The 16,044-nt window shown below is 42.5% G+C and carries 9 protein-coding genes; 7 read left to right on the plus strand and 2 right to left on the minus strand.

Annotation, left to right across the window (positions count from 1 at the left end; genetic code table 11):
* Positions 1–76 precede the first annotated feature (76 nt).
* The 3 genes from ACLI1A_RS05635 to ACLI1A_RS05645 all read left to right on the plus strand — a co-directional run bounded on the left by ACLI1A_RS05635 (position 77) and on the right by ACLI1A_RS05645 (position 3,328).
* The gene (locus ACLI1A_RS05635; protein ID WP_411406982.1) at positions 77–721 is read left to right on the plus strand and encodes a DUF47 domain-containing protein; all 645 of its coding nucleotides are present in this window, start codon (positions 77–79) and stop codon (positions 719–721) included.
* A 24-nt stretch (positions 722–745) separates the two neighbouring features.
* The gene (locus tag ACLI1A_RS05640; RefSeq protein WP_411406984.1) at positions 746–2,068 is read left to right on the plus strand and encodes an anion permease; all 1,323 of its coding nucleotides are present in this window, start codon (positions 746–748) and stop codon (positions 2,066–2,068) included.
* A 90-nt stretch (positions 2,069–2,158) separates the two neighbouring features.
* Entirely contained in the window at positions 2,159–3,328 is a 1,170-nt protein-coding gene (locus tag ACLI1A_RS05645) for a TlpA family protein disulfide reductase (protein ID WP_411406986.1), read from the plus strand.
* Between the two features lie 25 nt (positions 3,329–3,353).
* Here ACLI1A_RS05645 and kdsB read toward each other — a convergent pair whose 3' ends face one another.
* Positions 3,354–4,085, minus strand: coding sequence for a 3-deoxy-manno-octulosonate cytidylyltransferase (gene kdsB, locus ACLI1A_RS05650; RefSeq protein WP_411406988.1), 732 nt, complete (start codon positions 4,083–4,085; stop codon positions 3,354–3,356).
* A gap of 254 nt (positions 4,086–4,339) precedes the next feature.
* Positions 4,340–5,764 (minus strand): ATP-dependent RecD-like DNA helicase, encoded by a 1,425-nt coding sequence (locus tag ACLI1A_RS05655; protein WP_411406990.1) that lies wholly within the window; start codon positions 5,762–5,764, stop codon positions 4,340–4,342.
* 107 nt (positions 5,765–5,871) lie between these two features.
* Here ACLI1A_RS05655 and ACLI1A_RS05660 point away from each other — a divergent pair, with 107 nt between their 5' ends.
* The 4 genes from ACLI1A_RS05660 (at position 5,872) to ACLI1A_RS05675 (ending at position 15,770) form a co-directional block, all read left to right on the plus strand.
* Positions 5,872–6,672, plus strand: a complete 801-nt coding sequence (locus ACLI1A_RS05660; RefSeq protein WP_411406992.1) for a DUF3822 family protein — start codon at positions 5,872–5,874, stop codon at positions 6,670–6,672.
* Positions 6,669–7,265, plus strand: coding sequence for a 16S rRNA (guanine(966)-N(2))-methyltransferase RsmD (gene rsmD, locus ACLI1A_RS05665; protein ID WP_411406994.1), 597 nt, complete (start codon positions 6,669–6,671; stop codon positions 7,263–7,265). The genes ACLI1A_RS05660 and rsmD overlap by 4 nt, the downstream gene beginning before the upstream one ends.
* A gap of 253 nt (positions 7,266–7,518) precedes the next feature.
* Positions 7,519–10,296, plus strand: coding sequence for an autotransporter-associated beta strand repeat-containing protein (locus ACLI1A_RS05670; RefSeq protein WP_411406996.1), 2,778 nt, complete (start codon positions 7,519–7,521; stop codon positions 10,294–10,296).
* Between the two features lie 374 nt (positions 10,297–10,670).
* On the plus strand, positions 10,671–15,770 hold the full coding sequence (locus ACLI1A_RS05675; protein WP_411406998.1) for a T9SS sorting signal type C domain-containing protein: 5,100 nt from the start codon (positions 10,671–10,673) through the stop codon (positions 15,768–15,770).
* Positions 15,771–16,044: the final 274 nt, after the last annotated feature.

A 16,044-nucleotide genomic window follows, 5' to 3' on the forward strand; every position in this document is an offset into this window, starting at 1 on the left:
ATAACGTTAGGTTTAATACGGGTTAATAATTCCTTAACATTAGGTTCATACATTTGCCGCATAAAACTAAAAGTAAATGTCTATAAACAACATTTTCCAGTTCCTTGTACCAAAAGACAAGAAATTTTTCCCGCTATTTGAGCAGGCAACCCAAAATCTAGTAATATTGGCTCAAACCCTTCATGAGGCCATCAACGCTCCAAAACCGGAAAGGGACGCTTATTACAAGAAAATAGAAGAACTTGAAGCTGTCATAGAACAGATAACACACAATACAAACCTGGAGCTTAGCCGTAACTTTATTACCCCGTTTGACCGCGAAGACATTCACGCACTTATTAGTGCTATAGACAACGTGGCCGGCTACATCTATGGTGCATCTAACCGTATGAAACTGTACCAGGTAGAAAAGATATCTAAGAGCATGCGCAAGATGACTGAAATTACTCTTGAAGCTACACAGCTTATACAGCTTGCCGTAGGTGATCTTAAAGATATGAAAAAGCTAAACAACATAGCCGATGCATGTAAGAAGCTTTACAAACTTGAAGCAAAAAGCGACAGCGTGTTTGATAAAGCTGTAGCCGACATTTTTGAAAACGAAACCGATGCCAAAAACATCATTAAGTATAAAGAGGTGCTTTCTTCGCTGGAAACAGCTATAGACAAGTGCAAAGGAGTGGCAAACGTGCTGGAGTCCATAGCCGTGAAGCATTCATAACACAACCCCTTTTACCCCACAATTATGTTTACATTACTTATTGTAATTATAATACTTGCCCTTGGTTTTGACTATATTAATGGTTTTCACGATGCGGCAAACTCTATTGCTACCATAGTAGCCACAAAGGTACTTACACCTTTCCAGGCGGTGCTTTGGGCGGCATTTTTTAACTTCCTTGCTTATTGGGTATTTGGATTTGGTGTAGCCGATACGGTAGCCAAAACCGCACACACAGGCAGCATTAACCTTACCGTTATCCTTGCGGGTATTATTGCCGCAATAATCTGGAACCTGTTTACATGGTGGAAAGGTATACCATCGTCTTCATCGCACACGCTTATAGGTGGTTTTGCAGGCGCGGCACTAGCACACGGTTTTTCAGGTAATGTTACAGACCCGGAGCACTATGGATGGAAGATAGTAAGCTGGTACAAAGCCCCTAAAGCAGGAGAACTGCTACCAAGCGGCGTACTTATTGTTATCGCATTTATTGCCCTTGCACCTATAGTGGGTATGATTATCTCCTACTTCATCTCTATATGGATGATGTATTCTTCGCGCAAAAACATAGGCCCGAAGATTGTTACCGTATTACTTATGATAGTGGCATTTATATTCCTGTATTCAGTATGGGAAGGATACGACCACATTAAGAAACCACGCTTTGAAAGTCATTTCTGGTCGGTTGTACTGGAACCCGCAAACATAAAGTGGATGCTGGTAGCCATAATATTCTACAGCCTTGCCATATTTAACCTTGTGTTCAGTTCGTTTTCTGCCGCTAAAGCCGAAACCGTACTTAAACGCATGCAACTGCTGTCTTCGGCATCATTCAGCCTTGGGCACGGTGGTAACGACTCACAAAAGGTTATGGGAATTATAGCAGCTGCTGTTGCGGTTTACCTTAACACCATGCATCACGATGTAAGTACTATGCCTGAGTGGCTTCAGGTAGTACTACCTAATGAAGAAAAAGGTATTAAAAGCCAGATGCCGGAGTGGATTCCTCTGGCGTGTTATACCGTAATAGGACTGGGTACGCTAAGCGGTGGCTGGAAGATTGTAAAGACTATGGGATCTAAGATTACTAAGGTTAACGCCTTTGAAGGTGTAGTTGCCGAATCAGCTGGTGCCCTTACCCTATTCTCTACAGAACACTTTAAAATCCCGGTATCTACTACACACACAATTACTGGCTCTATAATTGGTGTAGGTGTAACCAAAAGGGTATCGGCGGTACGCTGGGGTGTAACCATAAACCTGCTATACGCATGGGTGCTTACCATACCGGTATCGGCCTTAGTAGCAGCACTTGTATATTATTTACTTAATATATTTATATAAAAAAAATCAGGAAACTAAACTAAGGAAAGGACACTTTACACAAAGTGTCCTTTTTTTTATATTTTTACTTTATCAACAACCAAAACTTACATGAAATATATAACCTCTCTGCTGTTATTTTGTATTACTCTTATCTGTAGTGCTCAATCGAATGAAGTACTGCTAAAGGAAGTTGCTTTAAAATATGAAAAGGCAGCATCTGTAGATTATGACATAAACTATGGTATAAAACATTTTGACAACGACTCCATAATACGATTTAAAGGCAATTGTAAAATACTACGGCAGCCTAAAGATACAGTATACAAAGCATCAATATGGGTAGATGTAAGCGACTGTGCCAGGGGTGCTAAATATGATGTGCACTGCTATTACAATAACAACTCTACGTATATTATTACTGATGAGGATCAAACAATTATGCATTATAACCTTGCCGAGGGGGATTATAACCAGATGGATAGCTATTATAGTGGGGAAATGATAAAAACATTCTTTCTTAACTCAGGAAAGATGATTACATTAAACAAAAAGATTTCCGATACTATCATCTCAGGCAAACCATACTTAAAGGTTATTTATCCTTTACCGGATGGCAATGACCTCAACCGAAAGCTGACAGCTTACATAAACAAAGAAAAAAAGCTGGTAGAAAGGATTACTTTTTTAGCGCACCTGAAAGACCAGTATCAATACAACGAATGGCTGCTGAGCAACATAAGCTTTAACACTGTAAACCAGCAGCAACTTATAGCCAACTTTAGCAAATACAGCTACCGATATAAAATAGTAGAATACGAAGAAGAAAGCTACGATGAGCTGTTCCTAGAACCGGGAACCGAAGCTCCGGCTTTTACTGCAAAGCTTTATGACGGAAAACCCATTTCGCTTAAAGACTATAAGGGGAAAATAGTATTGCTTGATTTTTATTATATGGCTTGTATGCCCTGCCAGGAAGCAGCACCTAAACTAAGCGCACTGCAACAAAAATACAAAGACCAAATTGTGGTTATAGGCCTTAATCCTGTAGACGAATATACCAAAGCAAAACAAAAGCTTGATGCTTACAGAAAGCGTGCAGAGATAACTTATACGTTAGCGTCTGCTACAGAGCAAATTTCTGAAAGTTATTTAATATCAGGCTACCCAAGTTTGTACCTTATAGATAAAAATGGTATTATTAAACACCATGAGGGCGGGTACAGCGACACCATGGAAGAGGAACTGGACGCCGAAATACAAAAGCTATTAAAAGAATAATGCCGTATAGTACGGCATTAAGTCTTTATATTCCCAATAGTTTCTTTGCTTTTTCCAAATCCTCAGGGGTATCTATACCTACCCCCACGTGGTTGGTTTCTACCATACGGATGCGTTTACCGTATTCTAAATACCTTAATTGCTCCAGCTTTTCACTCGCTTCCAATTTTTGCATGGGCAACTTGTAAAAGTCAAGCAGCGCATGCTTACGGAAAGCATAAATACCCACGTGCTTAAAGTAACGCACTCCGGCTTCCTTATCCCTTGGGTACGGAATTACCGAACGCGAAAAGTACAGTGCAAAACCTTTTTGGTCTACTATTACCTTAACGTTGTTTGGGTTTTCTATCTCATCCCAATCGGTTATCTCATACATTACCGATGCCAGGTCTACCTCATGCGCCATATCGGCTTTAAACACCTCCAGTACATCGGCAAGTGGCTCTTTGTTGATGAACGGTTCGTCGCCCTGTACGTTTACCACTATGTCTACATCCATGTGTTCCACGGCTTCGGCTATACGGTCTGAGCCGCTTTCGTGTTCCTTAATGCTCATAATGGCCTTGCCACCGTTAGCGGTTATCTCGTTATAAATAATATCAGAGTCGGTAACCACAAACACATCATGAAACAGGCCGGTATTCAGCGCTGCCTCATACGTGCGGGTAATAACGGTTTTGCCACCCAAATCCTGCATTAGCTTGGCATGGAAACGGGTACTGGCATATCGTGCGGGTATTACGGCTATTATTTTCATATTCTATTTTTCGGTTTCGCATTCCCCTCCAAAAAATGGGAATGCTTACTCTGCTTAATTATTAGTCAAACTTAAAAAACTTAATCCTATACTGTTTCATCAGACTGTGAGTTTATGACAAAAATTTGGATCGCTTCGTTGTTCCATGTCGAATGAAGCGCAGCGGAATTGAGACATCTCAAATGCTATTATAAAAAAAAAGAGATTCCTCCACTAAGCTGTGCTTCGGTCGGAATGGAACAACCAAACACAAATCAATCCTCCTCAAAAAATTCATCCTTAAACCCTATCAGATACACCTTTTCGCGGCTACGTGTTATGGCAGTATACAGCCAGCGTATATAATCGCGGTCTATACCGTCGGGCAGGTAGGGTTGCTCTACAAACACCGTATTCCACTGCCCACCCTGGCTTTTGTGGCAGGTTATGGCGTAACTGAACTTTACCTGCAAGGCATTGAAATGCGGATTGGCTTTCGTCATTAAAAAGCGGCGGTACTGGGGTTCGTGCTGGTAGTCTTCCTGCACCTGCTGGTACAAACGGTTACTTTCTTCATAGGTAAGCGATGGCGATTCACTCGTCAGCGTATCCAGTAGCAGTACGGTTTCCAGCGGCAGGTGGTTAGGGTAATCTACAAGGCGCACCTTTACACGGGCAAACTTAAACCCGTACAGCTCCTCTATCCTGAAAATTTCCAGTACCTCTATAATATCACCGTTGGCTATAAAGCCGGCTTCGCTTTTTTCATCCAGCCAAAAATAGTTGTTCTTTACCACCATGAGTAAATCTCCGGTAGACAGTTCGCTTTCCCTGTCCAGTATGCGGGCGCGTATTTGTTGGTTGTAGGCATTGGCACGTTTGTTACTGCGCACTATAAATGCCGTGTCTTCTATACTATAATTGCTATAGGCAGTATGTATAGCATCCTGAATGTCGTAGCCATCCGTCAGCCGGATAATATCTTTAAACCCGCGCAACTTAAACCGGAATTCATCAAAAAAATCTTCCTTAAGCAGTTCGCGTAGTTCGGTAGCGTTGTAAAGTATACCTGATTTCTCAGCCTGGCGCATTACCTCATCAAGTTCTATGTGCTGCACTTCCTTAAAATACGCCTGCCCCAGCACACGCTCATCGAGCGCAGGGCTAAGATCGGAATTAACAGGAGGCAACTGTGCTGTATCACCCACGAGTATCATGCGGCAATTCTGCCCGCTGTATACATAGCTCATCAGGTCGTCCAGCAGAGAGCCGTTTACATACATATTACTATCAGAACCGGTATCCGATATCATCGAAGCCTCATCTACAATAAATATAGTGTCCTTATATTTATTTTGCTGCATTACAAAACCTACCTGTCCGCCACTCCCCTTCTTAGGGAAATAAATACGCTTGTGTATGGTAAATGCCTGCCTGCCCGCATACCCCGAAATTACTTTGGCTGCACGACCTGTAGGCGCCAGCAGTACGTACTTTTTTTGGGCAGCGTTAAGGTTGTTTACAAGATTAGCTATAATGGTTGTTTTACCTGTACCGGCATAACCTTTTAGTACAAAAAGGTCGTCGCGGCCGCCGTTTACCACAAACCACGCTACCTGCTGCAAAAAGATATTCTGCCGCTCAGTAGGTGTAAACGGGAAATTATCGTGTAAGATGCGGTAAAACTGTACGGGGGTCACTTTTAAGGAATTGTTATTTTTTGCCCCTCAAAGATAACATCATTTTACCCAACCCGCAGGCTAAACCAAAAAAGAATGTAAATTTGCGCCAAGCACACTACACAAATATGAACACCATAACCGGTAAGCATTTTAAAAAACTCGTACTACAGGCCTCTGCCGCAGGGGTATCGTTTTGTGTGCTTGATACACTGAACAGCGAGATTAAACAGGTAAGCCATATACCGTTTAGCAAAACCGTTCCGCTGGAAGACGAGCTTTGGCGCACCTTTGTACAATACCCTGAACTCAGGCTGGGGTTTGATGAAGCCATTGTACTACACGATAACGCTTTTAACGCACTGGTACCTACCGCGCTGTTTGATGAAAACTTTGCCGGCAGTTACCTGCAATACAACACTCGCGTATTTGAAGGTGATGCCTATGCCTGGGACAACCTGGCAAGTTATGACATTACCAATGTGTATGTGCCGCTAATGAACATAAACAACTACCTGGTAGACCGCCTGGGAGCCTTTGAATACCGCAACGCTAACAGTATACTGGTAGAAAAACTGCTCGATGCTTCTAAAAATTCATTTGAAAAGCAGGTATTTGTACACATACAGCCCACGCATTTTGAGATTGTGGTATCCTACGGACAAAAACTTTTATTGTTCAACTCGTTTGAGTATGCATCGGCGGAAGATTTTTTATACTATCTGCTGTTTACCATTGAACAACTTGAACTGAACCCAGAGACTATAAAAGTAGCACTGCTGGGCAATATTGACATAGAAAGTCCGCTATATACATTAGCGTATACTTATATGCGTAATGTAGCCCTATACGATGCCACAGCACTGGCTGCCAAGTGGCAAACTAACCAAAAAGACGCTTTAACAAACTTTATTCTACTGAACGCATGAGGATTATTTCCGGCAAATTTAAAGGTCACCGCATAAGTGCACCAAACAACCTGCCCGTAAGGCCTACTACCGATATGAGTAAGGAATCGTTGTTCAACATACTGAATAACCGTTTTGACTTTGACGGGCTTAAGGTACTCGACCTGTTTAGCGGTACGGGTAACCTAAGCTATGAGTTTGGGTCACGCGGAGCAGCAGCTATTACTTCGGTAGATGCTGACTTTGGTTGTATAAAGTTCATAAAAAAAACAGCTGCGGGCTTTGACCTGCCTATTACCGCTATTAAAAGCGATGTGTATAAGTTTCTGCAAAGCCACCGTTCGGTATACGATATTATAGTGGCCGATCCACCGTACAACTTTACGCAAGAGCAGTTTGAAGAAATTGTATCGCTGGTGTTTGAAAACGAGTTGCTGAACGAAGACGGCATGATGATTGTAGAGCATAGCAAGTACACTAAAATGGAGCACCTGATGAATTTCTCGTTTGATAAAAAATACGGTGGCAGTATTTTTAGTTTCTTTGAATTTGACAAAGACGAAAGCGAAGAACCGCTGGGCTATGACATAGACAGCGAAGACGACGAAATATAATTTAAAGCCCTTTTTTAAGGGCTTTTGTATTTTATATGGCTACTAAACCTTTAAATAAATTATAATTCGCACACCTGCCAATCCTTAATTCCATAAATATCAAATCCTTAAAAAATAAAGCTTAAAATAAAAACTTATCAACACGCAAACGTTGTAGAATACTTCGCAATCGTTTGAATATTTCATTAATATTAAAATAGGTGTAGTTTTACATAACCAAATTTTGAATACTACCAAAACTAATTATTTCAGTATGAAAAAATTACTACTACTATTTTATATACTTTTTGGATACAGTGCGCTTGCACAAACCGATGTGTACTGGCGTAGCGAAGCACCTAATGGCAACTGGGAATGGGGCAGCTCCTGCGATGGTGGCAGCGACGGACAATGGTATTATGCTAACTGGGGTGGTAACCGTAAAAGGCCTGACTGCATCTCTTACCATTACCTGCACTTTTCTAATAACAACCAAACTACGATGAACCTGAATTCAAACGATGATTTCAGTGTGAATCGTATTTATTTTGAAAGTTCGGCGTCGTGGTCGCGTACCATAAATACTGATAATGGTAAAAAAATCTTCTTTAAAAATGCGGGAGCCAAAATAGAAAACTACTCTACCGTAAACCATACCTTTAATGTACAGCTTTCACTGGATACTACTACCGAAATAAACCCCGTTAGCGGCGACCTTACCCTTAATGGTAACGTAAATACCTTTGGCAATACTATTAATGTATACGGTAACAACGCCAAAACCCTTAGTATTTCAGGTATTATAAACGGCGCAGGTAGCCTGTACCTTAAACAAAACAGCACCGTAATACTTTCAGGCGCCAATACCTATACCGGTAACACGGTTGTAGAAGCCGGAACCCTGCAACTAAACAACGCAGCAGGTGCATTACCCTCTACAGCAACGGTAACAGTACAATCTGGCGGCACACTGCGTATTACACAAAACCAAACTTTGGCTACACTTACCGTAAACAATGGTGCTACACTTGTTATAGACAGCGGGGCAATACTTACCATAACGGGCAGCTATACTAACAGCGGCACACTGACTGATAACGGCACACTGATACTACAACTTTCGGGTACCTCATCATTTCCGGGGAGCAGTACGGTAAGCGCATTAAACGCCTTAACGGTAGCTTCGGGTACGGTAAACCTCAGCGCTGGCATTAGCCCCGTAAACCTTACCATATCAGGAGGAACGCTGGATTTGGGTACTTATAGCGCTAACTCAGCTTCGGCTGGAACACTTACACTTTCGGGCAGCGGCACCCTAAAAATAGGTGGTACTGCTACCCTGCCTTCGGGATACGGCACGCACAGCTTTAGCAGCGGCAGTACTGTAGAATACTACGGAACTACACAAACTATAGCCGTACTAAGCAATAGCCAGAAATACGGTTACCTTACCCTTTCGGGGGCGGGGCAAAAAACACTGGACGGAAACGTAAGCGTAGCCAACAACCTTACCCTGCAAAGCACAGCATCATTAATTGTAGAAACAGGCAAGAACCTTACCGTAGACAACCAATTTTTTAATAATGGCGATGCATCGCATTTCGAGATACAAAACAATGCCGCATTGGTTCAAACCAATAACGTAACTAACACCGGGCAAATAGTGCTGCACAAAAACAGCAACTCGCTTTACAGGCTGGATTACACCATGTGGTCATCGCCGGTAGTGGGGCAAAACCTGCTGGAATTCAGTCCGGCGACAGTGACCACCCGTTTTTATGAATATAAATACGGGGCTGAAGAAAATTTTGAAGGCTACTGGCCTGTAAATCCTTCGACTACAAACTTTACACCGGCAAAAGGCTACCTTATACGCATGCCTAATGCTCTGGAAACCGCAGGATATAATCAAGGAACCACATCAGTAACTTTTATCGGCACATTTACAGGCATGCCAAACAATGGTACAATAACTATCCCGCTGTCTGTAAATGCAAACCGTTATACCTCAGTAGGAAATCCTTACCCCTCTCCTATAAGCGTATACGAGTTTTTTACCCAAAACACAGATGTCCTGAACCAAAGCAGCGCGCTGTACATTTGGCGCAAGCGAAACGGCGCCACCTCTACAACGTATGCCACGCTTACCCTTGCAGCCTTTACCGCAAACGGCGGTGGACAAAATGCTACCAACAGTACCGGCGGACAAAATGCAGTTCCGTTTTTTAGTGGTACAAATACCAATTGGCTCCTGGCACCGGGACAGGGCTTTATAGTACAAACCAAAAGCGGTGTTACGGGCAGCCCAGTGCTTACCTTTAACAACAGTATGCGAAAACCGATACCAACAATTGGGCAGGCATTTATGAAAATGGCACAGCAACAGCAGGCAGACAAACTTTGGCTGAACCTTACCGATGCTAATAACGGCTTTAGCCAAATGGCCATTGCATACATGGACGAAGCCACAACCGGAATAGACTACGGCTATGACGGACGCAGCCTGACTGACGGAAACAACATAACCCTGTACAGCCTTGCCGAAAACAATACCCTGGCTGTGCAGGCACGCCCTGGGTTTGAGGTGGCCGATGTGGTGCCGCTGGGCTTTGTAGCCACCGCAGCCGGGCAGTATACCATAAGCCTGGACCATACCGAAGGAGTTTTTAACGGTGACCAAAACATTTACCTACGCGATACAACCGAAGGCATACTGCGTAACCTGAGTGAATATGATTATACCTTTAGCAGTGAACAGGGTGAGTTTAACAACCGTTTTGAGGTAGTGTACACTACCCAGGCGCTAAGTACCGCTACCGTAACCGATGCCCCTGCGGTAACACTATACAAAGACCACAATGCCTTGCAGGTTACTGCCACAAACACCATAATAAACAACGTTACCGTATACGACCTGAACGGCAGGCTGCTGTACACCCAAAAAATAAATGCCCTGCACGGCACTACCGAAAACCTGAACGTAGCGCAGCAAGTACTACTGGTACAAATAGATACCGATAAAGGCAGGGTAACAAAAAAACTGTTTTTTTAAGACAGTGCGTAATTTTCTTACATAGTCCCCGGGTGAAGCGCCCGGGGATTTTTTTATTTTTTTTTTATAAAAACAAAACCGCCCGGCACACCTTTACGTATATACATGTACAACACCCCCAGAAAATAGATTGCGCGATCCCCGAAAATGTCGCCGCCCGAAATATGGAAATGGATAGTATGGGCGGTAATACCCCTCTTATAACAATAAGGGGGGCTTTTTTTTACGTTATTTACAATAACACCTGCTTAACGATTTAATAACGCTAATAGTTATATAATTGTCTGTAAGAGTGTTTTTTGTGATAAAAAAATAGTTATATTTGCTGCGCCAAAAATACACTTTTGTTAAATTAGATTTTTAACGCTTAATTTATGCTAAAACTATTACAGAGCAATTTTTACAGATTGTTCCTCCTGGCTATGCTATGCCTGGGGGTGAACACCGCATGGGGGCAGACAGTTAATTGGGACTTCGCTAGTGCAAGCCCATCAACTAATGCAGCTAACATTACGACCTCTGCATTAACACAAGGAAACAATAACGGTACTACAACAATAACAGGAAGTACAAGTGCTTCCACCGGGTACACAGGTGCATCTGGCGGAAATAATGCTGGTGCAGCTGCTTATACAGGTACATTAAATACATCAAGTAGTACGTATTTTCAATTTACCTTAACCCCTGCAACAGGATATTCCTTAACAGTCACTCAGATTGAATTTGGTGCGCGCTCTACAAGTACAGGTCCTGCTGCTTATACGATTAAAAATGCTGCTGCTTTGTCAACCGATCTTGCGACAGGAACAATTTCAACCAATTCAACTTGGGTTTACAAAACGAGTGCTGTAAGCCTTACAAGTAGCAGCGCAGTGACCATAAGGATATATGGACATTCAGGTACTGGAAGTGCTGCCGTTAACACTGCAAACTGGAGAATTGATGACTTAAAAATATCTGTTACAGCAACAGCAACAAATGCAGCCCCTACAGCTTCAAGCGTAGTTGTATCGGGTGCTGATTACAATGTAGGTACTACCCTAACCGGTAGTTATACTTATGCTGATGCCGAAAGTAACCCTGAAGGTACTTCTACCTTTAAATGGTATACTGCAACAGACAATGCCGGTACAGGTGCTGCCGTTATTTCGGGTGCTACTGCAACCACTTTTCCACTTACAAGCACACAGGCAAACAAATACATCCGCTTTAGCGTAGTACCTGTTGCATCTGCGGGTACAACTACAGGTACAGAAACTTTTAGTAGCTGGTATGGGCCGGTAGTTAACCCTAACCCTTCTTTAACTCCTACACCATCAAGCCTTACAGGCTTTACATACGTTAACAACAACGGCCCATCTGCAAGCCAGTCGTTTGCCCTGTCGGGTGCAAACCTTACGGGTGCCCCGGGTACTATTACAGTAACCGCCCCGGCTGATTATGTAGTATCTACTGACAATACAAACTTTGGCACTACGGCTACAATATCATATACTGCTGCCACGCTAAGCAGCACTAACGTGTATGTAAAGCTTAAGGCTGGCCTTGCCGATGGCCCCTATAACAACGAAACTGTAAGCATAAGCGGTGGTAGTGCCACTGCATCGGTTACGGTAAGCGGAAGCGTTACTAACCAGGCTCCTACAGCATCAAACGTTACGGTTAGCGGTGCTAACTACATAGTAGGCACTACGCTTACAGGCTCTTACACCTATGCCGATTATGAAAGTAACCCTGAGGGTACATCTACGTATAAGTGGTATACCGCCACAGACATTAATGGCACAAGTGCAGCTGCCATTTCGGGTGCTACTGCTCCTACCTTTACACTTACCAGCACACAGTCGGGTAAATACATTCGTTATAGCGTAATTCCGGTAGCCTCTGCGGGTACTACTACCGGTGTAGAAACGTTTAGCGCATGGTATGGCCCTGTTGTTACACCTGCTCTTGCAGCTACACCTACTTCATTAACCGGTTTTACCTATATAGCGGGTAACGGCCCATCTGCGGCACAATCATTCAGCGTAAACGGAAGCAACCTTAATGGAAGTACCGTAACAGCAACTGCCCCTACTAACTACGAGGTATCACTTAGTGCATCTACAGGTTACGGTAGCAGCGTTAGCCTTAGCTATACCGGTACTACCCTAAACGCTACTACAGTTTATGTACGCCTAAAATCAGGCCTTGCTACAACAAGCTATACAGGTTCTGTATCTATAAGCGGTGGTGGTGTTTCTACTCCGGTTACTGTATCATTAACCGGTACCGTAGCCCCGGCAAACGACAACTGCTCTGGTGCTACCGCACTTACATTAGGCACCACGGCAACGAGCCAAACCGTACGCTACGCAAGCACAAGTGGTGTTACCAATACTTGCGGCGGTACAGAAGATGACGATGTTTGGTATTCATTTACTACAACTGCACCGGGCAACTATGTTATTACTGCTACACCTACATCTAGCAGTTCATCAGGACTTGACCTTGTTGTACAGGTGTTAAGCGGCAGCTGCACAGGACTTACTTCAGTAACTTGTGAGGATAGCACATCTGGAGGTTCTACTGAAGTGCTTACTGTTGCTCTTAGTGGAAATACTACTTACTATGTAAGGATTTACGATTATTATAATGCTACAACAAGTCCGCCAAGCAGCTACACGTTTAGTGTAAATGTAACTGCTCCTACCCCTGCAATAACTGCTACTCCTGCTACTATTGCTTTTAGCAACGTAGAAAGTGGCACAAGCAGTACTGCGCAACAAATTACAGTTAGCGGATCTTCACTAAACACCGCAACAGGTAACATAAGCCTTACTACTGCTGCTCCTTTCCAGGTATCTACAGACGGTTCGGCATGGAGTACAACGTTATCATTGCCATACACCGGCTATACCCTTGGTAATACTACCATATATGTAAAATATAACCCTACCAGTTATGCAGCTTCAAGTGGTAGTATAGCTATTAGCGGCGGCGGTGCTACTGCAACTGTAGCCCTTACCGGTACAGGTATACTTGCTGCTCCGGTAGCTACAACGGCAAACCCAATATCGCTTACTACATTTAACGCTAACTGGAATGCATCTACCGCAGCTAATGATTACAGGCTGGATGTGGCTACTACTTCTACATTTGGCGGAACTCAGCTTAGTGAGGATTTTTCAAACTTCACGGCAGCGGCAGCTACAGGTTCGGCTATTTCTGCTGCAAGCCTTGACAGCTTCTTTAATTCAACAGGATGGACAGGTAGTCAGGTATATGATAATCCCGGAGATGTAGGATATGCCAAAATGGGATCTGGTGCTAATAGGGGGGTATTAACTACTCCAACCTTAAACTTATCTCTAAACAATGGTGTTGCAACTCTTAACTTTGATTTAAAATACTACGACAGTGGTACAGCAATACAAGTACTACATGCTGCTGATGGAACTAACTTCGTTCAAGTTGGAAGTACAGTAACTGCCCCTGCAAACTTTGCTACCCAAACTTATACAATAACAAACGGCACAGTTAACTCTAAAATTAGGATTCAGGCATATAATTCAGCCTCTAATACAGACGCCCCGCTTGCTAATAAACGTTTTTATCTTGACAACCTTAAAGTAACCTATTCTACTATACTATCAGCTTATAATGATATTACCGTAGCTGATATTACTAAATCTGTAACCGGCCTTACCGAAAACACTACGTATTATTACCGTGTAAGGGCGCATAACACCGCAGCAAGTGCTACAAGCGCAAACAGTAACGTAATAACCGTTACAACAGGTAGGGCTCTTACCTGGAACGGTACTGCATGGACTTACGGTGCAGTAACATCGGGCATTACCCCTACAGTAGCCGATAGCGGTACCATAGCAGGCAGCTACAATACTACTGCAAACGGTAACCTAACCATAGGTGCACTTACCGTACAAAACGGACAGAGTATGGTTGTAGCACCAAATACTACTGTTACTGTAGCTAACGCTATTACTAACAACGGTAGCTTTACGGTACAAAACAACGGAGCATTAGTACAAACTAATGAGGCTACTAACTCGGGTAACATAGTGGTGATTAAAAACAGTAATGCGCTTTACAGGCTTGATTATACCATGTGGTCGTCTCCTGTAACAGGTACACAAACCCTTGCTGATTTTTCTCCAAACACCTATTCAAACCGTTATTATGACTACGATACCACTCAAGGTTTGTATGTACCCCAAACGGCATCGACAACTACTTTTGGCCTTGCAAAAGGTTACCTTATCCGTATGCCTAACGCTATTACTGCCGATGTAGCAGGTACTACAAACGGTGGTGTTACTACCCCGGCTGAATATACAGCAGGTACTGGCGACTATATTTATGAAGGTACCTTTAACGGTGTACCAAATAACGGCACCATTATTAAACCACTGGTTACAGAAGGTAACCGCTTTAATGCTACAGGTAACCCTTATCCGTCTCCTATAAGCGTTGTTGATTTCTTTACAGAAAACAGCAATGTGCTGGAAGCGGGTACCGGTATTTATTTTTGGAGGAAGCGTAATAATTCTGCCACTTCTACTTATGCTATTATAACAGCGTCATCCTACACTTTTAACAGCCAAAACGGCTCTACGACAAATGGTGGAGGGGTAAACTCCGGATTCTTTAACATGGCTGTAGCTAACTGGCGTATAGCACCGGGACAGGGCTTTATAATAAAAGCTAACAATAATGCAACTAACCCCCAACTTAAGTTTACAAACGCTATGAGGAGAAGCGCCTTTGGTAGTGGTGTATCGTTCTTTAAGCAGTCTGAATCCATGACCGACCTGTCTCGTTTCTGGCTGGATTTAAGCAATGAAAGTGGTACTACAAGCCAAATGAGTGTAGCTTATCTTGCAGGTGCTACTACAGGAATAGACTATTCTTATGATGCATTTTCATTTGCTGGTGAAGATTATATATCTATCTATACTTTTGCAGACCAAAGAAACCTGAGTATACAAACTAGGCCATCGTTTGAAAATACTGACGTGGTTCCGGCCGGATTTAATATACCTGAAGCGGGCACTTATACGCTAACGCTTGCCAATAAAGACGGTGTATTTGAAAATGGACAAAAAATATACCTAAAAGACAACCAGGAAGGTATAATACACAATATGGACAACCCATATACCTTTACTACAAGTGCAGGTGTGTACAACAACAGGTTTGAAATAATGTATAGTACTACGTCTCTGGGAACAGATATACCTGTAGCTAATAATGTTATGGTATTTAAAGACAAAAACGCTATAACAATCAATGCAGGTAATACTCTAATAAACAATGTAGAAGTATTTGACATACGTGGCAGTAAACTGTATAGCGAAAGTAATATTAACGCTACAAATTTTAGCTCAGATAAGCTTGCTGTAGAAAATCAGGTAATTATTGTTAAGGTAAATACCGCTACAGGAACCGTGTCGAAAAAAATTATTTTCTAGGCTTTTACGCAGAAAATAAAATCTATAAAATCCCCGCACCAATAAAGTGCGGGGATTTTTTATAACCGATAATATATAAAATTCACGCAGATTTAACAATAGGGTTTTCCCTATATTTTTTCTAACCATTTATTAAATAATTATTCAATTTATTCACTTATCAAATAAACACATAAAAAAATATGTAAAACATAACAAACTAGTGTAAAAAACAAATTTTTTATTGTTTTTAACGTAATTTTAACAAAAACACCATTGACTTTGGGTGTTTCAG

Origin of the sequence: Flavobacterium sp. RHBU_3, from assembly GCF_046613565.1 — a bacterium.
Taxonomy (GTDB): domain Bacteria; phylum Bacteroidota; class Bacteroidia; order Flavobacteriales; family Flavobacteriaceae; genus Flavobacterium.